Here is a 20732-nt window from a genome sequence, read left to right on the forward strand (position 1 = left end):
CGTATTCCTTTTCGATGCTGATCGCGCCTTTCGACGCGGGTGCCGGGTGGTGATGGAGTCTGGGTCGTTGCGCGGCTGTGACGGTGATGGTGTGGCGCGCTGCCGGTGCGCTCACCGGCTGCGGCGAAGGTGCGCGCAGGCGGGTGCGTTCAGCGCTGTTCGTCGGTGACCAAGCGGTAGACCACGTATCCGACGAACCATGTGGTGAGAAGAACGCAGAACGCGAGAAGGACCTCGATTGCGAGGATCAGCATGCGGACTCCCTGGTTAGTGGGTACTCACTAACTATAATTGTAGGTTACCGTCAGGGCATGCCCGACCACGCCCCCACCGCACGTGATCGCATCCTCGACGCCGCGGCGAGCATCATGCGCGACCGCGGGATCGCCAAGGCAACCACCAAGCAGATCGCGGCGTCCGCCGGCTACTCGGAAGCAATGATCTACAAACTCTTCGACGACAAGGTCGACCTGTTCCTCAGCGTCCTGCGCGAACGAGTGCCCACCGTCGACATCCTCACCCGCACCGACCGCACCCCCGGTGACGCCGACACCCTCGACGGCAGACTGGGGGCGACGATCGAGCAGATCACCGCCTTCTACCTGCAAACCTTCGCGATCGGCGCTTCCCTGTTCTCCGACGCCGCCCTGCTCGAACGCCACCGCGAAGCCGTCATCGCGCACGGCGCCGGCCCGGCTCTGCTGCCCGCCGCCGTGGCCCGATTCCTCGAGCACGAACAGCGCGCCGGCACCGTGGCCGCCGACGCCCCCATCGACGGAGTCGCCGCATCGATCGCCGGTGCCTGCTACCTGCGGGCGTTCCTCGAACAGTTCTACGGACCCGACCATCCCCAGCAGCCGATGACCGAGTTCGCCGCCTCGATCATGGCCACGGTCCTGCCCGCCCTGACCACACACCCCGCCGCGTCCACCCCCAGCGACTGACTCACAGCCACACAGACGACGATCTGCGGTTGGAGTCACCGCAGAGCCGCGTCCACGCTGGTGAGGCATGGCCTGGAATCCGTAGGCGTTCAGCGCGGTGACACATTGCATGTTCACAGTCGTTGCCCGCGCCGTACTCGGCGAAGCTCGCACGGACCGACACTCGAAGAATCAACCCTGAACAGTCACTCGAGGTGGGAACTTCAACGGCATCAAGACTGTGATTTACCCTGTGATCAGGAGGTGGATTGTTATGACAGCCGCACACCCACGCCCTGACCTCGCCGCCTCCAACGACGCCGCCCACATGGCCCAATCACAGCTGGTCACCGCACTGCGCGACCTGCTCGGCGCCAAGCTCGTCGCCTACCTGGGGAAGGTCAAGGAAACCCGCGCGGTCCGCCAGTGGGCCGAGGGCACCCGCACTATCAATAACGACACCGACGTCGAACGCCTGCGCATCGCCTACCGCGCCGCCCGGCTGATCGCCGAACGCGACACCCCCGCCGTAGCGCAGACGTGGTTCCAGGGCCTGAACTCGATCCTCGACGACCGCCCGCCGGCGCTGCTGCTGCGCGAAGGCGAGCTGTCCGACGTCGGCCCGAAGGTCCTCGCCGCTGCCCGGCAGTTCGCGACGGTCGGATGAGTGCACCGGACCGCACGCTGATCTCCACCTCGCGCGGGGATGTCCGCTGCGTCGTGCCCGGCGATCCCGAATCGGTGGCCACCCTGCGCACCCTGTCCGGCCCCATGCGATCCGACACGGTCTGCTCGACCTCGACACCGCGGCGATCCGCAATGCCCGCCCGCGTGCCCTGACCCGGGCGATCTCCCAGTGGATCAACACTCTCTCCGATCCCGGCGGTGAGCTGGTGGCCGGCATCGAGTTCGAGTCCTGGCACGGTGACGGGTTGGTGCTCTGGGCGCTGTACGAGCGTCCCGGTGACGGGCCGGTCAGCAAGAACGTCACGGTGCTGGATTACGGCCCTGTCGAGGAGCACGATTCCGATCTGATCGAAGCGATGCGTCTGCACAAACTGGTCTGGGAGGACGACTGAATCATCGGCTCGCCCCGTGGCCGCCGCGGTGTTCCTGCGCCCGACCTGCGTTTTCCCGCGTGCTGTGAACGTGCCACGGTCTATGTAGGAGCGTAGCCCCCTCGAACCACTGGTCTGCCTTGCGGAGCAAGGAGAATGGAGGTGGGCGGACGCGGCCGGACCGGTGATCGGGCGGCGTGCGTACACGGACCTGCGCCTCGTGAGTGTTCGGCTACCGGAGGCGGGAGCGGTCGAGGAGTTCGGCGACATCGAGCAGTTCCGGCGGGTTCATGTGCTGGTGCGGCAAGGAATGCACGCCCGCAGCGGTGACCCACACGGTGCCGGCTCCGTCGATGGTGACGTCCGGGCGGGGACTGCGGATCGGGATGCTGGCGATCGGCTCCCAGGTGACCGGATCGAGGCGGGTGAACAGCCAGTATTGGTGGTGATCGGCCGGATACACGGCCGGCCCCGGCAGTGGCCACCACTGCCCACGGCCGGAACCGTCCGGGGGATGGCCGACGATCCAGAGCAGGTCATCGATCTGTCCGCCGCCGAGGACATGATCAGGCAGCGAGTTCGGCTGGGCGAGGGTGAGATCGTCGAGTATCCGGTATGCGGTGGTGCCGTCGACGATCGTCGGTGGAAGGCCCGTCAGAAACGGCCGATAGGACATCATCGCGGTCTCCAGCGGCGGACCGACGGTCACGGCGGCGTGCAGATCGACCCGGACCAGGCGCGCCGCTCCGAGCGCGCCGGTGCTCGGGTCACGCCGGCGAAACAGCAGGACAAACCCACCTTCGCAGGTGGTCATCGATTCGAGGTCGCCCCACGGCTCGGGTCCGTGCGTCACCGGGTCCTGGCCGGGGCGAGCGAGGATCAGCTCGGCGGTGCCGCGCTCCGGGACCGCCACGGCGAGCAGGGTCTGGGCATGGGCTGCGCCGTCTCGAATCGGTGTGTCGGTGATCGCCTCGACGGTGCCGCCCCGGGTGCAGTGGAAGATTCCGTCCCAGCCGCCCACCCAGCAGCCGTCGGCGTGTGCCCACACCGAACGGGTGCGATCGGCCGGCGGAGTATCGAAGATCTGCCCGGGCACGGTGTATTCGCGCACGCGCCGGTCGGCGTCGAGATGCACGACCAGGGGCAGTTCACGGTCGGCGATCCACAGGTCCGACTCGTGCGCGGATATCGCAGCGGGGATCATGCTCGGCCGCAGCGGCGGTGGTGGCACCTCGGTCAAGTCGAGATCGACAAGCACGCCCACCTCGTGAGTGCGCTCGACCAGCGGGTCGGGGCCGGGGGGCCGGGCAACATGGGCGAACGATCGTGGGGAGGTGGTGACCTGCCGATAGCGGCGGGNCGGCTGATCGACCTCGCGCCGGTATCGATCGGATGCGACGTGGATGCGCCGGACCCGACCGCGGATCTGCCCGGTGGTGGCGTAGGACAAATCGCCGATCAGCCGGCCGGTGACCTCGACCTGACCGAGCACCGGACGACGGGTGTACCAGGTCGCCGTCCATCCCACACCGCGCAGCAGCACCGTCCAGTCCCACCACTGCCGTCCGTCCCCGGGCTGCTGCAACGCGGGCTTTCCCGAATGCAGGGGCTCGGCCACAGCGCCAAGCGTGACGATCGACGGATCCGCCGGATCGGCGGGCATCTCCTCGAACAACAACGGAAACACCGCGACGGCACCGACCTCCGGGGGCGGTGTCTCCCCGTCTTCGATCGACACGGTGGTCACCAACACCGGTAGCCGAGTCTGCGGACGCCACACCTGGTCAGGCTCTGTCACCCTGCCAGCGTGCCCGACACGCTGCCGCCGCGCACGATCGGCGCTGCGGTCGACCGAGTCGCGCATTTGCACGAGTACTGTTGACACACCCGGGATCTGTCGATGTGCAGCAGCGTGTCCGGCCAGTCTTCGCTGCATCCCTACACCCGTCGACCTCGAGGACGAGTCGTAGCTGCCCGACGAAGTGGCCCGTCAGGCCCGGGCCGGTGACGGCTGGGTCAAACTCATCGGCGACGCGATTCCCGGTGTATGCGGCGCACATGCGCACTCTGTACGGTACGCGCGCGTCGACGGGACCATCGGCGCTGCTGCCCACGAGGCCGGCATCCCGATCTACGCGGGCACCAGGTGCAGCACGGGCGCATCGCCGACGAGATCGCATCGCTCGTGCGCGTGGGTCTCGACCCGACCGAGGCGTACGCTGCGGCGAGTTGGAAGGCCCGCGCATGGCTCGGGCACCCGAGTCTCGAATCGGGGACGTCGGCGGATTTCGTCGTGTACCGGGAGGATCCGCGCAGCGACCCCGCGGCCGCGCGTCCCGATCTTGTGGTGCTCCGCGGCCGGGTGGTCTCGGGGCGCCCCGCGGCTGTAGAGAGGGTGCGCGGAGTCACCGGGTGCCGGTTTCGTCCTGGCTCGCGCGTCTGGCAGAATGGTTCGCTGTCGTCGCATCCGGTTACGTACCGCGCGGCGGTCACAGGCTAGAGGCAAAACCGGGCGTGCCAGAAGGGCGCGTCGTCCGAATTGCACGTGACACGCGCCTCGGCGCACCCCGAAGGAGAACACAGCAGTGGCTGTCAAGATCAAGCTCACCCGTCTCGGCAAGATCCGCAACCCGCAGTACCGCATCGTCGTCGCGGACTCGCGCACCCGCCGCAACGGCCGGGCCATCGAGACCATCGGCAAGTACCACCCGAAGGAAGAGCCTTCGCTGATCGAGATCGACTCGGAGCGTGCGCAGTACTGGCTGAACGTCGGCGCGCAGCCGACCGAGCCGGTCCTCAACCTCTTCAAGATCACCGGTGACTGGCACAAGTTCAAGGGCCTGCCGGGTGCCGAGGGCACGCTGAAGAAGGCGGAGCCGAAGCCGTCCAAGCTCGAGCTGTTCCAGGCCGCCCTCGCGCAGGCCGAGAACGAGCCGGCTGCCGAGGCCGTCACGCCCAAGAAGAAGAAGGCTGCCAAGGAAGAGACCGCCGAGGCGTCCACCGAGGCCGAGTCCACCGAGGCCGCCGAGTAATGAGCGCCGTGGTCGCCGATGCCGTCGAGCATCTCGTTCGTGGAATCGTCGCCCATCCCGACGACGTCCGCGTCGACCTGATCGCGGGCCGTCGGGGCCGCACCGTCGAGGTGCACGTCAATCCCGACGACCTCGGCAAGGTCATCGGCCGCGGCGGTCGCACCGCGACCGCGCTGCGGACCCTCGTCACCGGAATCGGTGGCCGAGGTATCCGTGTCGACGTCGTCGACACCGACCGCTAGGCGAGCGTTGATGGAGCTCGTCGTGGGCCGTGTGGCCAAGTCGCACGGCATCAGAGGCGAAGTCGTCGTCGAGGTTCGCACCGACGAACCCGAAGAGCGCTTCGCCGTCGGCGCGGTCCTGCGTGGCCGTAAGCCTCGCGACAAGCACCTGCACGAGTACACAGTGGAAGCCGCCCGGGAACACTCCGGGCGGCTTCTGCTGCGCCTGCAGGGCATCGACGGTCGCGACGCCGCCGACGCACTGCGCGGGGTGCTGTTCGTCGTCGACAGCGCCGACCTTCCGCCGTCCGACGACCCGGACGAGTTCTACGACCACGAACTCGAAGGACTCACGGTGCGGATCGTCGCCGGTCGCCCCGACGGCGGAACCGAGGTCGGCACCGTCCGCGAGGTCCTGCACACGGCCGCCGGCGAACTGCTGTCGATCCGGCCAGCCGGCCAGGAGCGCGGAGAGTTACTCGTCCCGTTCGTCACCGAGATCGTCCCGACGGTGTCGGTCCGGGACGGCGTGATCGAGATCGATCCGCCCGAAGGACTCCTCGACCCCGACTTCGGGGAACCGCCGTCCAAGAAGAAGAAGTCGACCGAGGGGAAGCAGTAGTCCGTGCGGCTCGACGTCGTCACCATCTTCCCCGAATATCTCGAACCCCTGCGCGTCGCCCTGCTCGGCAAGGCGATCGACAAGGGGCTCATCTCCGTCGGTGTGCACAACCTGCGCGACTGGACGCACGATGTGCACAAGGCCGTCGACGACGCGCCCTACGGCGGCGGACCGGGCATGGTCATGAAACCCACCGTGTGGGGACCGGCGCTCGACGACGTGCTCGCCGGGCCCGACGGTGAAACCGATCCCGACGTACTGCTCGTCGTCCCGACGCCCGCCGGTCGCCGCTTCGATCAGGCCACCGCACAACGGTGGTCGAAGGAGAAGCGGATCGTCTTCGCCTGCGGCCGCTACGAAGGAATCGACCAGCGCGTCTTCGACGATGCCGCGCGGCGCGTGCGCGTCGAAGAAGTGAGCATCGGCGACTACGTCCTCATCGGTGGGGAGGTCGCCGTCCTCGTCATGGTTGAGGCCGTCGTCCGTCTGCTGCCCGGTGTACTCGGCAATCAGGCGTCGCATCAAGAGGATTCGTTTTCCGACGGACTGCTCGAAGGGCCGAGTTACACTCGGCCGGCGGTGTGGCGCGACCTCGAGGTGCCACCGGTGCTGCTGTCCGGCGACCACGGCAAGGTCGCTCGTTGGCGTCACGAGCAGTCGCTCGAACGCACCCGCGAACGACGACCCGATCTGCTCCCGTCCGACGACTGACGCCGGGCCCGACGGTCCTCAGGGCCGGTGCGCGCTTCCGAGCGTCGTCTCGACCGCCAGCGTGACGGTCTCGCGCGCGTGTTGCGCGCTCCCGTCGTCCGTCGCGTCGTACATCGCCGTGTCGGGCAGGAAACCGGTGTCGTAGAAGGGATCCGACTCTTCGTAGGTGACGGTCTCCCGCGCCGCGACCACGACCGCGTACCGGTGGTCGTCGCCGAAGAACCCGGTGGACAGGTGCAGCCATTCACCGGCCGGGCAGCACATCCACCCCTGCTTCACACCCAGGTCCGTGGAGTCGCCGAGACCCTCGGGAAGCCCGAAACGCTGGTCGTATCCGTCGATGCCCTCGTCGGTGAACTCCACCAGATTGCCGACGATCCGGGCCGCGCTCTCATCACCGGAGGCACTGTCGCCGAGCAGATCGTCGTACCAGGTCAGCAGGTCCGACGCCGTCGTGGTCGTGTTCCACCACCAGGACCCCGGATCCGGGGGAGTTGTGCCGGTCAGGTTGTGCCGCTCCACGACGTGCTCGACGATCTCGGGACCACCGTAGGTCTCCCACAACAGCGTCGCCGCGTTGTCGTCCGACGACCGCAGCATCGACCGGATCAACTCGTGGTCCTCGTCGGCGAGCGTCGCCTCGCCCGTCACCTCGCGGTACAGGACCTCCTCGGCGATGAACAGCTTCACCGTCGAGGCGGTCTCGAAGGGTTCGTCCGAACCGCCGAGCACGCGGGTCCCGGATTCACGGTCGAGCACGGCGACAGTCAGGCGCGCTCCGCGGCTGTCGGCGAGCGCGACGGCCGCGTCGATCTGTCGGGGCAGTTCGGCCGTCGACAGCGTCACGGTCGATTCGTCGGAATCGGTGTCCGTCACCGAGGCGAGACCGAGCGCCTCGTGCGGGAGCGGATGGGAGTCCATCGATTCGCAGCCGGATACGGCCAGTGCGGTGGCCACGCACAGCATCATCGCGCCCGATCGTGCGCGTCCGCGCCCGTGCTTCATGTCCGGTTCCTGCATTCCATTGTGCTGTGGACGATAGCGCCGGTCCACCCGGCAGCCTGCACGGACCCCGCTCGCGAGCGCGAGTGCCGTTACGCGCGCGGGCGCCCCACGGTCACAGGCGCGGGCGGGGGACGGCAACTGTAGGGTCGTTCGACGTGACGACCGAACTCGACACCGTGAACCAGCGGATCGCCCAGGAACTCGACGTCCGCGAAGACCAGGTCGCTGCGGCCGTGGGACTGCTCGACGGCGGCGCGACCGTGCCGTTCGTCGCGCGCTACCGTAAGGAGGCGACCGGCGGGCTCGACGACGCCCAGCTGCGCACCCTCGAGGAACGCCTCCGCTATCTGCGTGAACTCGACGAGCGCCGTGTCGCGATCCTCGAATCGATCGAGGCGCAGGGCAAGCTCGACGACACGCTGCGCGGACAGATCATGCTCGCCGACACCAAGGCGCGGCTCGAGGACATCTACCTGCCGTTCAAGCCGAAGCGGCGCACCAAGGCGCAGATCGCGCGCGAGGCCGGTCACGAACCTGTCGCCGACGCGCTCATCGGCGACCCCACCACCGACCCCGCCGGATACACCTCCGAGCAGCTCGACGGTGCGCGCGCCATCCTCGTCGAACGCTTCGCCGAGGACGCGGACCTCGTCGGCGAGCTCCGCGAGGCGATGTGGACGCGCGGCAAGGTGAGCTCCACCGTGCGGTCCGGCAAGGAGAACGACGGCGCGAAGTTCTCCGACTACTTCGAGTTCTCGGAACCGTTCACCCAGCTGCCCTCGCACCGCATTCTCGCCCTCCTGCGCGGCGAGAAGGAGGAGGTGCTGTCACTGTCGTTCGATCCCGAGATCGACGAGCCGGTGCCCGGTGAGCGCACCTACTACGAGGGCCGGATCGCGACGCGCTTCGACATCGCCGACGAGGGACGCGCCGCCGACAAGTGGCTGCTCGACACTGTGCGGTGGGCGTGGCGCACCAAGCTGCAGATGTCGCTGTCGCTGGACATCAGGATGCGGCTGCGGCAGTCCGCCGAGAAGGACGCGGTCGACGTCTTCGCCGCCAACCTCAAGGACCTGCTGCTCGCCGCACCGGCCGGAACGCGACCGACGATGGGCCTCGACCCCGGCTACCGCACCGGCACGAAGGTCGCCGTCGTCGACGCGACCGGCAAGGTCGTCGACCACGCCACCATCTATCCGCATCAGCCGCACAACAAGCGTGACGAGGCCCTCGCGGTGCTCGCCGCGCTGGTCGCACGGCACGGTGTCGAACTGATCGCCATCGGCAACGGCACGGCGTCGCGTGAGACAGACGCTCTCGCAGCCGAACTCGTGTCGCTGGCGAAGGTGCCCGGGCTGACGAAGATCGTGGTGTCCGAGGCGGGCGCGTCCGTCTACTCGGCCTCCGAGTACGCCACCAAGGAACTCCCGGATCTCGACGTGTCCATCCGTGGTGCGGTCTCCATCGCGCGCCGCTTGCAGGATCCACTCGCCGAACTGGTCAAGATCGACCCGAAGTCGATCGGGGTCGGCCAGTACCAGCACGACGTGTCCGAGACGATGCTCGCGCGGTCGCTGGGCGCGGTCGTCGAGGACGCGGTGAACGCCGTTGGCGTCGACGTCAACACGGCATCTGTCCCGCTGCTGTCGCGGGTCTCGGGGATCACCGGCTCGCTCGCGGAGAGCATCGTCGCCCACCGCGACCAGAACGGTCCGTTCCGTGCACGGCGAGCGCTCGAGGACGTTCCGCGACTCGGCCCGAAGGCCTTCGAACAGTGCGCGGGCTTTTTGCGCATCCCCAACGGCGACGACCCGCTCGACGCGTCCGCGGTGCACCCCGAGGCGTATCCGGTGGTGCGGCGGATCGTCGACCGGACCGGCAGCAGCGTCCGCGAACTGCTCGGCAACATCGCGACCCTGCGGAAGCTGCGCGCCGACGAGTTCGCCGACGACCGCTTCGGTGTCCCGACCGTCACCGACATCATCTCCGAGCTCGAGAAGCCCGGCCGCGACCCGCGTCCGGAGTTCAAGACCGCGACGTTCGCCGCCGGTGTCGAGAAGGTCGCCGACCTGAGGCCCGGCATGGTCCTCGAAGGAGTGGTCACCAACGTCGCGGCCTTCGGTGCGTTCGTCGACGTCGGTGTGCACCAGGACGGCCTCGTGCACGTCTCCGCGATGTCGCGCAGCTTCGTGAAGGATCCGCACGACGTCGTCCGGTCCGGTGAGGTCGTCAAGGTGAAGGTTCTCGAGGTCGACGTCGCGCGCCAGCGCATCGGTCTGACGCTGCGCCTCGACGACGAGGTCCCCACCCCGGGCGCCGAGAAGTCGGGCGGCCAGCCGCGCGGAGGTGGCCGTCGCCCCGGAGGTCAGGGCAGCGGCAACCAGGGCGGCGGTCGTGGACGCAGCGGTCAGGGCAATCGTGGGCAGCAGGGGCGTGGCGGCGACCGCCGTTCGACGCCGGCCGCCTCCGGATCCTTGGCCGACGCCCTGCGACGCGCCGGTTTCGGCAACAACTGACGCGAATCACCGGGTCACTCCTGCAATGCTGTGGACATGAGATCCACGGTGGCCGGGGTGATCCGGTGATGCTCGACTGGATGCGGCGCGAGATCGTCGATCAGGGGCGCCTGCCGCTGCTGTTCTTCCTGCTCGGTTTCGTGGCCGCGTTCGTCTTCATCCGGATCAGCGTGCGGTTGATCCGCGCGCAGGTGCGCTGGTGGCCCGGCAACATCACCCCGGGCGGTCAGCACGTGCACCACGTGGTGTTCGGTGTCGTCACGATGGTGATCGCCGGTGGGGGACTGATCGCGATCTCGGAGGACGCGAACCGCGTCGCCGCGTGCATCCTCGCGGCGCTCTTCGGAGTCGGCGCCGCACTGACACTCGACGAGTTCGCGTTGATCTTCTATCTGAACGACGTGTACTGGGAAGAACAGGGACGGGTGTCCGTCGACGCCGTCTTCGTGGCGATCGCCGTGACCGGGATGTGGTTGCTCGGTCTGCGACCGTTCGAACTCGGGGACACCACGAACTTCGAGGACAGCGGTGATTGGGCCGGACGGGCCGCACTGGTGGTGGCTGTGCTCGTGAACCTCCTGCTCGCCGCGATCGTCCTGGCGAAAGGAAAGATCTGGACGGGCCTGGTGGGGCTGTTCGTCGTTCCGCTGCTGTGGGTCGGCGCGATCCGGCTCTCCCGGCCCGGCGCGCCCTGGGCTCGCTGGCGGTACGGCAAGCGGCCCCGTCGCATGGCGCGCGCGCTCGAACGCGAACGTCGACTGCGGCGCCCGGTGATCCGCGCCAAGATCTTCGTGCAGGATCTCGTCGCGGGCGCACCGACGCTCGAAACCGTGCGGGGCAGTGTCGAGCACTCGCGCACCGCGACCGAGGCCGAACTGGACCGTCGCGTCAAGCCGGCGCCACCGCCGATTTCATCGATCGATGTTCCGTCTGGCACAATGGACGGGTTGCCCCGTTCGGGCACGCCTACCTGACCTGGGCACGAACCGGTCGAGCCCGCCACACGGCGGTCGCCGCCAGGTTCCTCTGCTCGAGCGAACAAGAGGATGAAAAACCGATGAACACCCTGGACTTTCTGGACGCCAAGTCGCTGCGCGACGACATCCCGGACTTCCGTCCCGGCGACACTCTCGACGTGCACGTCAAGGTCATCGAGGGCAGCAAGGAGCGTGTGCAGGTCTTCAAGGGCGTCGTGATCCGGCGCCAGGGCGGCGGCATCCGCGAGACCTTCACCGTCCGCAAGGTTTCCTTCGGCGTCGGCGTGGAGCGCACCTTCCCGGTCCACAGCCCCAACCTCGCCAAGATCGACGTGCTGACCCGTGGCGACGTCCGTCGCGCGAAGCTCTACTACCTGCGTGAGCTGCGCGGCAAGGCTGCCAAGATCAAGGAGAAGCGCTGATCTTCGGCCGCTGACCAGCCCCTCGGGCTGCTCGGCACGGCTCCCGAGCCACCCGATACAGCATCCGACGACCCGGCCCGGACTTCCGTCCCGGCCGGGTCGTCGTCGTTGTGGGCAGCGGTCTGTCCCTCTCCCGTCCGGTCGACGGTCGTCCTCGGCGGGCCGCCGTGCCGCAGACGCTAGTCTGTCGAGGTGGCAGATTCCCCGCACGATCCGGCTCGACCGGATGTGAACCGCAACGATGTTCGAGGTTCGGCTCGGAGCGATCGAGCCGACGGTGCACACCACCGGCGCGAGGACCCCGCAGCGAAGGACACCGCCCCGAAGGCGAAGAAGCAGAAGTCGTTCTGGCGTGAACTGCCGATCCTGGTCGTCGTCGCACTGGCCCTGAGCTTCCTGCTGCAGACCTTCGTGGCGCGGGTCTATCTCATCCCCTCGGAGTCGATGGAGCCGACACTGCACGGCTGCCCGGGCTGCACCGGCGACCGCATCGTCGTCGAGAAGGTGGGATACCGCTTCACCGACCCCCGTCCCGGCGACGTCATCGTCTTCGAAGGCCCCGACTCGTGGTCGGCCGGCTACACCTCGACCCGTTCCGACAACGTCGTCGTGCGGGGACTGCAGGAGATCGGTTCGCTCGTCGGCGTCGTGCCGCCGGACGAGAACGACCTCGTCAAGCGCGTGATCGCGACCGGCGGGCAGACGGTGGAATGCTGCGACGACCAGGGCCGCGTCCTCGTCGACGGTGTCCCGCTCGACGAGCCGTACGTGACCATGGACTTCCCGTTCACCCCGGGTGTCGTCACCTGCGAGACCGAAGTCCCCTCCGGGCGTTGCTTCGGGCCCGTCACCGTGCCCGAGGACCACGTCTGGGTGATGGGCGACAACCGCAGTAACTCGGCCGACTCGCGCTACCACGTCGGGGACGAGCACCAGGGCTCTATCCCGCTGGACAATGTCATCGGAAAAGCCCGCTTCATCGTGCTGCCTCCCGGCCGATGGGGCCTCATCGACTCACCGGAGATCCTTCCCTCGTGACTGCCTGGCCACCTCGACCCGTGATCCGTCGCTCCTCCGGACTGCGCACCATGGAGTCCGCGCTCGCGCGGTGCGGTCTCGGTCCGGTCGCGGGGGTCGACGAAGCCGGCCGCGGTGCCTGCGCCGGGCCGCTCGTCGTCGCCGCGTGCGTGCTCGGCGACCGGCCGCACGCGTCGCTCGACCGGCTCGACGATTCGAAGAAGCTCACCGAACGCATCCGCGAGGAGTTGTACTCGGTGATCGTGCGACGCGCCCGGGCGTGGAGCGTGGTGGTGATCCCCGCGGAGGAGGTCGACGCGATCGGCATCCACGTCGCCAACATCGAAGGCATGCGACGCGCGGTGGCAGGTCTGTCGACTCCGCCCGGTTACGTGCTGACCGACGGCTTCCGGGTGCCCGGACTGCCCGCGCCGTCGCTGCCCGTGATCGGCGGCGACGCGGCGGCCGCGTGCATCGCGGCGGCCAGCGTGCTCGCGAAGGTTACACGCGATCGCATGATGGTCGACCTCGACGGCGAGCTACCGGAGTACGGTTTCGCAGTACACAAGGGCTACAGCACTCCGACGCACATGGCGGCGTTGGCCGAGCACGGCCCGTCGCCGCAGCACCGGCGGTCGTGGGCCAATGTGCGCTCGGTGTGCGGAGTGCCCGCAGTGCGACGTCGGCTGTTCGCCGACGACCTGGTTCGTCGATCGTATGCAGACGACCTGGGGCGTCGATTGTTCACCGACGAGGCGGATGCGGGATGATTGCAGGACACACCAGACTGGGAGGACACCGAGACCGATGAGTGCCGAGGATCTCGAGAAGTACGAAACCGAGATGGAACTCTCGCTGTACAGGGAGTACCGGGACATCGTCGGTCAGTTCGCGTACGTCGTGGAGACCGAACGCCGGTTCTACCTGGCGAACGCGGTGGAATTGCTGCCGCACAACGCCAACGGCGAAGTGTACTTCGAAGTGCGCATGTCCGACGCCTGGGTGTGGGACATGTACCGTCCCGCCCGCTTCGTCAAGCACGTCCGTGTCATCACCTTCAAGGACGTCAACATCGAAGAGCTCGACAAGCCCGAACTGAGACTGCCCGACAAGCTGGGCTGACGCCCTCGGGGATGACCCTGCGCACAGCGGCCGCATCCTAGCCGGGGCGCCGACACCGAGCCGTTCTCCGTGGCTCGTCGCCCGCCGTTGTGCACAGGCACCGCACTCATCCACAGTTTCCCCGATCTTCGTGCTCGGACCCCGATTCCGCGTGCCCCGGTCCTCCACAGTGGGGGCATGCAGGGGACCAATCGGACATCACACAACCGGGATCTGGGCGCGCGAGGCGAGGATCTTGCCGCCGAATACCTCGAGTCGACCGGCATGGTCGTGCTCGAACGGAACTGGCGCAGCCGATACGGCGAACTCGATCTCATCGCACAGGACGGCGCGTCCGTCGTCTTCGTCGAGGTCAAGACCCGCACCGGCACCGGCTACGGCACCCCCGCCGAGGCGGTGACGCCCGCGAAGGCCGAACGGATCCGTCGCCTCGCCGGACAGTGGTTGTCCGAGCAGACGCGCCGCTGGTCGCACATCCGCGTCGATGTGGTCACCGTCCTGCTCGCGCGGGGACACGCCCCGGAGATCACCCATCGCAAGCAGGTCCTCTGATGGCGCTCGGCCGTGCCTGGTCGGTCGCCGTCTCCGGGATCGACGGGCAGGTCGTCGAGATCGAAGCCGACATCGGGCGAGGTCTGCCGGGCGTGACGATGGTCGGGCTGCCCGACACCGCGCTCCAGGAGTCGCGCGACCGGGTGCGCGCCGCCGTGTCGAATTCCGGTGCCAAGTGGCCGGATTCGAAGGTCGTGCTCGCACTGTCGCCGGCCACGCTGCCGAAGGTCGGCAGTGTCTACGATCTCGGACTGGCGTGCGCGGTGCTCGACGCAGCGGATGTCGTGCCGACCGAGGCCGTCTCCCGGACGGTGCTGCTCGGCGAACTCGCGCTCGACGGGCGCGTCAGGCCGGTGCGCGGTGTGCTGCCCGCCGTGCTCACGGCGAAGAAACACGGCTGGTCGCGCGTGGTGGTGCCGACCGCGACGATGACCGAAGCGGCGCTCGTCGACGGCATCGACGTCTACGGCGCCGAGACACTGCGCGAGTTGGTGCTCTGGCTCCAGGGCGACGGTCCGCTCGAACGGCCCGATCCGCGCGCGCTGCCACCGCGGGCGGTGCGCGGCGATCTCAGCGAAGTGGTCGGCCAGCACGAAGCGCGTCGCGCGATCGAGGTCGCTGCGGCCGGCGCGCACCACCTGATGTTGACCGGCCCGCCGGGAATCGGGAAAACAATGCTCGCGCAGCGACTTCCGGGGATCCTGCCGGACCTGGACGAAAGTCACGCCCTCGAGGTGACGGCCATCCATTCGGTGGCGGGCACCCTCACCAGCGACCGGCCGCTCGTGACGGAACCGCCCTTCATCGCGCCCCATCACACGGCGTCGGTGAGTTCGCTGATCGGAGGCGGTACCGGCATGGCGAAACCCGGCGCGGTGAGCCGGGCACACCGTGGCGTGCTGTTCCTCGACGAGGTCGCCGAGATGGGGACGAAGACACTCGAAGCGCTGCGGACGCCGCTCGAGGACGGGGAGGTGCGCATCGCCCGCCGGGACGGTGTCGCGCGATATCCGGCCCGCTTCCAGCTGATCCTCGCCGCCAACCCGTGCCCGTGCGCACCACCACGCGACGCCGACTGCGTGTGTGCGCCGACCGCACGTCGCCGCTATCTGGGGCGTCTGTCGGGCCCGCTCCTCGACCGCGTCGACCTGCGGGTCCGGATGCAAGCCGTCGCGACCAGCGCGTTGATGGGGGAGACCGGCGAGAGCACCGACGACGTACGGGCGCGCGTCGCCCGGGCGAGAGCCGCGGCACGCGAGCGGTGGGCCGAGCACGGCTGGGCCACCAACGCCGAGGTGCCCGGGCCGGCTCTGCGGCAGAAGTTCCGTCTTCCACGTGCTGCGCTCGAACCCGTCGAATGGGCGCTGCGCAAGGGCGCCATCACCGCGCGAGGAGCGGATCGGGCACTGCGGGTCGCGTGGACGCTGAGCGACCTCGACGGTTCTGATTCGCCGACGGCGACGCACGTCGCTGCCGCACTCGACTTCCGGGATCGGGGTGTCGCATGAGCGGGCACGGCGACGAACGGCGCCTGGCCTGGGCCTATCTGTCGACCGTCGCACAGGGTGCGTCGCGTTCGTTGTCGGCGGCAGTGGAAGCGGAGGGTGTACTCGAGGTGGCAGCCGCCATCCGGTCGGGTGGGGGCCTCGACGAACTCACGTCGCGGTACTCGGTGCGGGCACACCTCGATACCGCGGCACGGGATCTCGATCGTTTGGGACGGGCCGGCGGGCGACTGGTCACGCCCGACGACGACGAATGGCCTGCCTGGCAGATGCTCGGCTTCGGCACTCTCGACACCGCGACCGACGCCGAAGGGCCACCCCTCGCGCTGTGGGTGTGGGGGAGCCGGCGGATCGACGACCTCGCCGAACGCGCGATCGGCATCGTCGGGACCCGCGCCGCGAGCGGTTACGGGGAGCACGTCACCGCCGAGATCGCCGGGGATCTCGCCGCCGACGGATGGACGGTCGTGTCCGGCGCGGCCTTCGGCGTCGACGCGGCCGCACACCGCGCGGCGCTCGGGGTGGGTGGCACCACCGTCGCGATCCTGGCCTGCGGTGTCGACCGGGCGTATCCGGCGGCACACGCGACGATGTTGCGGCGGATCTCCGAATCGGGTCTGGTGGTGAGCGAGTATCCCCCGGGCACGACTCCGGCGCGGTACCGGTTCCTCGCCCGCAACCGGCTGATCGCGGGGTTGTCCGCCGGCACGGTCGTCGTCGAGGCGGGCTGGCGCAGCGGGGCGCGCAACACCGCGGCGTGGGCGCGACGACTCGGGCGGCCTGTCATGGCGGTGCCCGGACCGGTGACCTCGGCGGCCTCGCAGGGCTGTCACCGCATGATCAGGGAGGGCGAGGCGCGTCTGGTGGGCGCGGCGCGCGACGTCGTCGAGGAGTGCGGTCCGCTGCTGGCGGGCGGGGACGACGACCTCGACGGCCTGTTCCGCCGCGACCTGGACGGATTGTCGGGCGACATGGCCCTGGTCTACGAGGCGCTTCCGGCGTCGGATGTCTGTGATCCGGCGATGGTGGCCGAGTCCGCGGGGCTGCCGATCGAGCGGGTGCGGGCGGCGCTGCCCCTGCTCGAACTCGACGGTCTGGTGGTGGTGACGGACGGAGGGTGGCGGCGGACGTGACGGCGGATCGACGCCCGGGGCGGTCTACCCCCGGTCGGGAGGGGTGCCGAACATGCGGTCGCGCAGGCTGTCGTAGATGGGCGGGACCCGCGTGGAATACGCCACGACGACGGCGCAGATCGTCGCGGCGAGCATCGGGACCGTCACTCCCGTCGCCGCGGTCATCTCTACGACGAGGACGACTCAGGTGATCGGGGCCCGCACCGACGCGCCGAAGAGAGCGGCCATCCCCGCGATGGCCATCGGCACGGCCAGGGACGACCCGATCCCGGGGACGATCGCGGTACAGATCCCGGCGCACAACAGACCCCAGAGAGCGCCCAGTGCGAGGAGCGGCGCGAACAGTCCGCCCGGTGTCCCGGCCGCGTACGACAGCGGGCCGGCGACGAACCGCAGCAGGACGTACCAGGCGACCACCGGCAGTGCGAGCGCACCACCGCTCACCACGTGCTGGACGAGGGAGTCGCCGCCACCGCCGGCCCACGGTGCGACCACGGACAACAACCCGACGAGTCCGCCGATGATTGCAGCCTTCATCACCGGGGAGAGCGACCGGACCGACTCCACCACGCTCAGCGAGCCCAGGACCATCCGGTTGTAGGCCGCGCCGAGCAGTCCGGTGAGCAGACCGAACACCACGAACACGGGCAGCAGGACGATCGACGGGGGAGCGATGGGGTCCACGGCGAAGTCGGGGGTGTCGCCGACGATCGTCCGCGAGCACACCACCGCGGCGGCCACCGACAGGACGACGGGTACGACCGTGCGGAAACGGAAGCTGCCGGTGACCTCCTCGAAGACGAACAGCGCACCGCCGATCGGGGCATTGAACGCGACCGCGAGTCCGGCACCGGACACCGAGGTCTGCAGCAGACGTTCGTGCTCGGGACGCCGGGCGCAGCGTGCGGTCTCGGCGCCCACCGCGGCACCCATGTGCACGATCGGGCCCTCCCGTCCCAGGACGAGACCCGACCCGATCGACAGGAGCGCCCCGACGAATCTGGAGGGCAGCACCGACAGAGGTGGGGGCTCGGCCTGCCCGCGGTCGACGGCTTCGACGTGCTGGATTCCGCTACCCGAGGCGAGGGGGACCATCCGGACGATCAGCGCTGCGAGCAGAGCGCCAAGGATCGTGATTCCCACCGGCACGAGCCATCCCGGACCGGGAAGTTCGTGCGCCCACTCCGCGGTGTGGATCCGCCATCGCTCGAGCCGTTCCAGGCACCAGCGGAAGGCCCCGCCGACGACGCCGATGACGGCGCCGGCCACGATCGCCAGCACACAGATCGTCGCCAGTTCGCGAGCGGGAACGGTAGGTTCCCGCACGTTCTCGATGTCCACCCGGCGCCCTCCGACCTGCCGCCGACGCGCCGATCCGCCCGGCGGTGCCGGAGACGGTCGCGCGAAGGAGTCGTGACCGTATGTTCACAGACTCCGAGACGTTTCGCGGGGACGCGCGAGGGTGAATTCGGAGGAGGACCGCCTACTCGGCCGAGGTGTCGGCGGTCGGCTCGTCCTCGACGTACCAAGCGCGGTCCTCGCGGTCCCATTTCACGGCACCGCGGTGGGCCTTGCGGAACTCCTTGAGGACGGCGCGGTCGATCGAGGGGTGGCCGTTGTCGTTCACGTAGATCCACTCGGAGCCGAACTTGGCCTCGATCGCGTCGACCATGTCGGTCTGGGTGACCCTGCGTTCGGTGGTGATGATGTCGGTCATCCATGTGGCGATGTCGGCCGCGGTGGTGCTCATGTTCTCGAGCCTAGAGCCTCGCCGATCGTGACCTCCCCGCCGCACCCCGCGACAGAGTACGGTGACGCGAGATAGGTAACCCTAATAGGAGGTTCGGTGGCACGGAAAGCGCCCATGGGGACGACACTCACGGTTCTGCGGACCGAGGCGATCGGCGAGCACTTCGTCCGCGTGGTGCTCGGCGGAGACGGCTTCGGCGAGTTCCAGGCCCGTGCGGAGACCGACAGCTACGTGAAGATCGAGCTGCCCGCGGGGGACGAGACGGTCGTCCGCACCTACACCGTCCGGCGCGTGGACCCGGACGCCGGGGAGATCTGGATCGACTTCGTCGTGCACGGCGACGAGGGTGTCGCGGGGCCGTGGGCTCGCTCGGTGCAACCGGGCACGCAGGTCGTGGTGCGGGGACCCGGCGCGGGATACCGGCCCGATCGCTCCGCCGACTTCCATCTGCTCGCCGGCGACGAGACCGCGATCCCTGCGATCGCGACTGCGCTCGAGGACCTGCCCGCCGACGCGCGGGGCGCGGTCTTCCTGGAGGTCATCGGTCCAGGCGACGAACTGAAACTCGACGCGCCGGCGGGTGTGGACATCACGTGGCTCCATCGCGGTGTCGCGGCCGGTGACGCCGGTGCCGACCTGATCGACGGCAACTCGCCGCTCGTCGCAGCGGTGAAGGCCCTGCCCTGGCCGGGCGGCGACGTGCAGGTCTTCGTGCACGGTGAGGCCGAGGCCGTCATGAAGCACCTCCGGCCGTACCTGCGGAAGGAACGGGCCGTACCGCCGGCACGCGCGTCGATCTCGGGTTACTGGCGTCGCGGACGCACCGAGGAGGGCTTCCGCGTATGGAAGAGCGAACTGGCGGCCGTCGAGAGCAACTGACGGCGGCGGTTCGCGTCAGCTCGAGGACTCGCGCGCCGGCACCGCGGCCGAGTCACGCGCCAGCACCGCAGCGGAGGTGAGCGCGAGTCCCGAGCACACGACGATGGCGACGGCCATCGGGATACCTGTGCCTTCGCCGCCGAGCCCGACGAGGGGGGAGACCACGGCGGCGAGACCGAACTGGGAGGCGCCGATCACGGCGGAGCCCGTACCGGCCGCCTTCGGGACCTGCGACTGGGCCAGCGCGGTGGCGTTGCCCAGCGTCAGGCCCATCATGCTGATCGCGACGAACAGCAGCGGCAGGATCAGCGCCGCGACGTAGCCGACGACGACCATCGTCAGCAACAGCAGGGCGCCCGCCGTGAACATGGTGGTCACACCGAAGAGCAGCAGTGTCCGCACCTCGAACCGGCCGATGAGGCGGGTGTTGACGGCATTGGCCAGCACGAGACCGGCCGAGTTCACGGCGAACACCATCGAGAACTGGCCGGGGCTCAGACCGAGGATGTTCTGGGTGACGAACGGCGAGGCCGAGATGTACGAGAACATCGCGCCGAAGCCCAGGGCCATCGCGGCGGCGTAACCCACGAAGCGTCGCTGCCGGAGGACGTACCCGAAGTTGCCGGCCATCGTCTTCAGACCGCCGCCGTGCCGCTCCTCCGGCGGCAGGGTCTCCGGGACGAACGCGAAGGCGCCGACGGCCATCAGGACGGCCAGGCCCGTGAGCACCCAGAAGATGCCGCGCCATCCGATCGGTCCAAGCAGCACACCACCGAGCAGAGGAGCGGCGACGGGCGCGATGCCACCGATGATCATCATCAGGCTGAACAGCTTGGCGGCCTGATTGCCTCGCGCCCGGTCGGCGATGACCGCCCGGGCGAGGACGATGCCGGTGCCGCCGCTGAAGCCCTGGACCAGACGCGCAGCGATCAGGATCTCGACGGTGGGTGCCATCGCGCAGATCGCGCTGCTCACCGCCAGGACGATCGTGCCGGCGAGGATCAGCCGTCGACGGCCCCAGCCGTCCGACAGGGGACCCACGAGCAGCTGGCCGAGTCCGAGACCCGCCATGAACGTCGTGAGTGTGAGCTGGACGCCGACGGTCGAACTGCCCAGGCTCTCCGCCATGACGGGAAGTCCCGGGAGGTACATGTCCGTGGCGAGCGGCGCGATCGCCGACAGCAACGCCAGGGCGCACAACATCGGTACCGGGATCGTCTTGTTCACGAAAGCACCTTAGTCGGCGCGGGCCGTTGCACCCGAGGCGGTCGTGCCGCACGGTAGACC

At 69.0% G+C, this 20732-nt stretch carries 22 protein-coding genes and 1 pseudogene; 19 read left to right on the forward strand and 4 right to left on the reverse strand.

Translation table 11 applies throughout. The features are described from left to right. Nucleotides 1-311 precede the first annotated feature (311 nt). The 9 genes from QR64_RS20160 (at nucleotide 312) to trmD (ending at nucleotide 6567) form a co-directional block, all read left to right on the forward strand. Nucleotides 312-944: a TetR/AcrR family transcriptional regulator gene (locus QR64_RS20160; protein WP_039586950.1), complete on the forward strand. Its 633-nt coding sequence runs from the start codon at nucleotides 312-314 to the stop codon at nucleotides 942-944. Nucleotides 945-1197: 253 nt separating this feature from the next. Next, nucleotides 1198-1590: a hypothetical protein gene (locus QR64_RS20165; RefSeq protein WP_039586951.1), complete on the forward strand. Its 393-nt coding sequence runs from the start codon at nucleotides 1198-1200 to the stop codon at nucleotides 1588-1590. Beyond that, nucleotides 1587-1763 carry a hypothetical protein gene (locus QR64_RS28295; protein ID WP_019289107.1) on the forward strand — a complete coding sequence of 59 codons (177 nt, stop codon included), beginning with the start codon at nucleotides 1587-1589 and terminating at the stop codon, nucleotides 1761-1763. The genes QR64_RS20165 and QR64_RS28295 overlap by 4 nt, the downstream gene beginning before the upstream one ends. 53 nt (nucleotides 1764-1816) lie before the next feature. Beyond that, nucleotides 1817-2002 carry a hypothetical protein gene (locus QR64_RS28300; protein WP_006551243.1) on the forward strand — a complete coding sequence of 62 codons (186 nt, stop codon included), beginning with the start codon at nucleotides 1817-1819 and terminating at the stop codon, nucleotides 2000-2002. Between the two features lie 2125 nt (nucleotides 2003-4127). Then, complete coding sequence (locus tag QR64_RS28915) at nucleotides 4128-4481, forward strand: hypothetical protein (RefSeq protein WP_052039968.1); 354 nt, start codon at nucleotides 4128-4130, stop codon at nucleotides 4479-4481. Nucleotides 4482-4566: 85 nt separating this feature from the next. Continuing rightward, nucleotides 4567-5013 carry a 30S ribosomal protein S16 gene (gene rpsP, locus QR64_RS20185; RefSeq protein ID WP_039586953.1) on the forward strand — a complete coding sequence of 149 codons (447 nt, stop codon included), beginning with the start codon at nucleotides 4567-4569 and terminating at the stop codon, nucleotides 5011-5013. Then, complete coding sequence (locus QR64_RS20190) at nucleotides 5013-5255, forward strand: RNA-binding protein (protein WP_006550954.1); 243 nt, start codon at nucleotides 5013-5015, stop codon at nucleotides 5253-5255. The genes rpsP and QR64_RS20190 overlap by 1 nt, the downstream gene beginning before the upstream one ends. Before the next feature lie 10 nt (nucleotides 5256-5265). After that, entirely contained in the window at nucleotides 5266-5856 is a 591-nt protein-coding gene (gene rimM, locus QR64_RS20195; protein ID WP_039586954.1) for a ribosome maturation factor RimM, read from the forward strand. Nucleotides 5857-5859: 3 nt separating this feature from the next. Next, on the forward strand, nucleotides 5860-6567 hold the full coding sequence (gene trmD / locus QR64_RS20200) for a tRNA (guanosine(37)-N1)-methyltransferase TrmD (RefSeq protein WP_006550956.1): 708 nt from the start codon (nucleotides 5860-5862) through the stop codon (nucleotides 6565-6567). Nucleotides 6568-6585: 18 nt separating this feature from the next. Here trmD and QR64_RS20205 read toward each other — a convergent pair whose 3' ends face one another. Continuing rightward, the gene (locus tag QR64_RS20205; protein ID WP_235367261.1) at nucleotides 6586-7572 is read right to left on the reverse strand and encodes a hypothetical protein; all 987 of its coding nucleotides are present in this window, start codon (nucleotides 7570-7572) and stop codon (nucleotides 6586-6588) included. Between the two features lie 155 nt (nucleotides 7573-7727). On the opposite strand from QR64_RS20205, the gene QR64_RS20210 reads away from it, so the two are divergent. From QR64_RS20210 to dprA, 9 genes are all read left to right on the forward strand, one after another. Further along, complete coding sequence (locus QR64_RS20210; RefSeq protein WP_039586959.1) at nucleotides 7728-10088, forward strand: Tex family protein; 2361 nt, start codon at nucleotides 7728-7730, stop codon at nucleotides 10086-10088. Nucleotides 10089-10156: 68 nt separating this feature from the next. Continuing rightward, nucleotides 10157-11062 carry a hypothetical protein gene (locus QR64_RS20215; protein WP_024100629.1) on the forward strand — a complete coding sequence of 302 codons (906 nt, stop codon included), beginning with the start codon at nucleotides 10157-10159 and terminating at the stop codon, nucleotides 11060-11062. Between the two features lie 83 nt (nucleotides 11063-11145). Continuing rightward, the gene (gene rplS, locus QR64_RS20220) at nucleotides 11146-11487 is read left to right on the forward strand and encodes a 50S ribosomal protein L19 (protein WP_006550960.1); all 342 of its coding nucleotides are present in this window, start codon (nucleotides 11146-11148) and stop codon (nucleotides 11485-11487) included. A gap of 228 nt (nucleotides 11488-11715) precedes the next feature. Next, nucleotides 11716-12525: a signal peptidase I gene (gene lepB, locus QR64_RS20225; RefSeq protein ID WP_039586960.1), complete on the forward strand. Its 810-nt coding sequence runs from the start codon at nucleotides 11716-11718 to the stop codon at nucleotides 12523-12525. Continuing rightward, on the forward strand, nucleotides 12522-13274 hold the full coding sequence (locus tag QR64_RS20230; protein WP_024100630.1) for a ribonuclease HII: 753 nt from the start codon (nucleotides 12522-12524) through the stop codon (nucleotides 13272-13274). The genes lepB and QR64_RS20230 overlap by 4 nt, the downstream gene beginning before the upstream one ends. A 37-nt stretch (nucleotides 13275-13311) precedes the next feature. Further along, nucleotides 13312-13626 carry a DUF2469 domain-containing protein gene (locus QR64_RS20235; protein ID WP_006550963.1) on the forward strand — a complete coding sequence of 105 codons (315 nt, stop codon included), beginning with the start codon at nucleotides 13312-13314 and terminating at the stop codon, nucleotides 13624-13626. Between the two features lie 177 nt (nucleotides 13627-13803). Next, nucleotides 13804-14178, forward strand: a complete 375-nt coding sequence (locus tag QR64_RS20240; protein ID WP_019289117.1) for a YraN family protein — start codon at nucleotides 13804-13806, stop codon at nucleotides 14176-14178. Then, complete coding sequence (locus tag QR64_RS20245; protein WP_006550965.1) at nucleotides 14178-15686, forward strand: YifB family Mg chelatase-like AAA ATPase; 1509 nt, start codon at nucleotides 14178-14180, stop codon at nucleotides 15684-15686. The genes QR64_RS20240 and QR64_RS20245 overlap by 1 nt, the downstream gene beginning before the upstream one ends. Next, complete coding sequence (gene dprA, locus QR64_RS20250; protein ID WP_039586962.1) at nucleotides 15683-16816, forward strand: DNA-processing protein DprA; 1134 nt, start codon at nucleotides 15683-15685, stop codon at nucleotides 16814-16816. The genes QR64_RS20245 and dprA overlap by 4 nt, the downstream gene beginning before the upstream one ends. A 24-nt stretch (nucleotides 16817-16840) precedes the next feature. On the opposite strand, the pseudogene QR64_RS20255 reads toward dprA, so the two are convergent. Continuing rightward, a pseudogene (locus QR64_RS20255) lies at nucleotides 16841-18157 on the reverse strand (ClC family H(+)/Cl(-) exchange transporter). A 142-nt stretch (nucleotides 18158-18299) separates the two neighbouring features. After that, nucleotides 18300-18566: a DUF6953 family protein gene (locus QR64_RS20260; protein ID WP_006550968.1), complete on the reverse strand. Its 267-nt coding sequence runs from the start codon at nucleotides 18564-18566 to the stop codon at nucleotides 18300-18302. Between the two features lie 114 nt (nucleotides 18567-18680). Here QR64_RS20260 and QR64_RS20265 point away from each other — a divergent pair, with 114 nt between their 5' ends. Next, complete coding sequence (locus QR64_RS20265) at nucleotides 18681-19445, forward strand: siderophore-interacting protein (RefSeq protein WP_039586965.1); 765 nt, start codon at nucleotides 18681-18683, stop codon at nucleotides 19443-19445. A 15-nt stretch (nucleotides 19446-19460) separates the two neighbouring features. Here QR64_RS20265 and QR64_RS20270 read toward each other — a convergent pair whose 3' ends face one another. Further along, entirely contained in the window at nucleotides 19461-20648 is a 1188-nt protein-coding gene (locus tag QR64_RS20270; protein ID WP_033096707.1) for a multidrug effflux MFS transporter, read from the reverse strand. Nucleotides 20649-20732: the final 84 nt, after the last annotated feature.

The organism is Rhodococcus sp. Chr-9, assembly GCF_000801125.1.
In the GTDB taxonomy this organism is placed as follows: domain Bacteria; phylum Actinomycetota; class Actinomycetes; order Mycobacteriales; family Mycobacteriaceae; genus Rhodococcus; species Rhodococcus pyridinivorans.

What these genes read in the sequence shown, in the direction of transcription:
- QR64_RS20160 (WP_039586950.1), top strand. Translation starts at nt 312, where the DNA reads ATGCCCGACCACGCCCCCACCGCACGTGATCGCATCCTCGACGCCGCG.
- QR64_RS20165 (WP_039586951.1), top strand. Translation starts at nt 1,198, where the DNA reads ATGACAGCCGCACACCCACGCCCTGACCTCGCCGCCTCCAACGACGCC.
- QR64_RS28295 (WP_019289107.1), top strand. Translation starts at nt 1,587, where the DNA reads ATGAGTGCACCGGACCGCACGCTGATCTCCACCTCGCGCGGGGATGTC.
- QR64_RS20190 (WP_006550954.1), top strand. Translation starts at nt 5,013, where the DNA reads ATGAGCGCCGTGGTCGCCGATGCCGTCGAGCATCTCGTTCGTGGAATC.
- rimM (WP_039586954.1), top strand. Translation starts at nt 5,266, where the DNA reads ATGGAGCTCGTCGTGGGCCGTGTGGCCAAGTCGCACGGCATCAGAGGC.
- QR64_RS20205 (WP_235367261.1), bottom strand. Translation starts at nt 7,572, where the DNA reads ATGAAGCACGGGCGCGGACGCGCACGATCGGGCGCGATGATGCTGTGC.
- QR64_RS20215 (WP_024100629.1), top strand. Translation starts at nt 10,157, where the DNA reads ATGCTCGACTGGATGCGGCGCGAGATCGTCGATCAGGGGCGCCTGCCG.
- rplS (WP_006550960.1), top strand. Translation starts at nt 11,146, where the DNA reads ATGAACACCCTGGACTTTCTGGACGCCAAGTCGCTGCGCGACGACATC.
- QR64_RS20235 (WP_006550963.1), top strand. Translation starts at nt 13,312, where the DNA reads ATGAGTGCCGAGGATCTCGAGAAGTACGAAACCGAGATGGAACTCTCG.
- QR64_RS20240 (WP_019289117.1), top strand. Translation starts at nt 13,804, where the DNA reads ATGCAGGGGACCAATCGGACATCACACAACCGGGATCTGGGCGCGCGA.
- QR64_RS20245 (WP_006550965.1), top strand. Translation starts at nt 14,178, where the DNA reads ATGGCGCTCGGCCGTGCCTGGTCGGTCGCCGTCTCCGGGATCGACGGG.
- dprA (WP_039586962.1), top strand. Translation starts at nt 15,683, where the DNA reads ATGAGCGGGCACGGCGACGAACGGCGCCTGGCCTGGGCCTATCTGTCG.
- QR64_RS20260 (WP_006550968.1), bottom strand. Translation starts at nt 18,566, where the DNA reads ATGAGCACCACCGCGGCCGACATCGCCACATGGATGACCGACATCATC.
- QR64_RS20265 (WP_039586965.1), top strand. Translation starts at nt 18,681, where the DNA reads ATGGGGACGACACTCACGGTTCTGCGGACCGAGGCGATCGGCGAGCAC.
- QR64_RS20270 (WP_033096707.1), bottom strand. Translation starts at nt 20,648, where the DNA reads ATGTTGTGCGCCCTGGCGTTGCTGTCGGCGATCGCGCCGCTCGCCACG.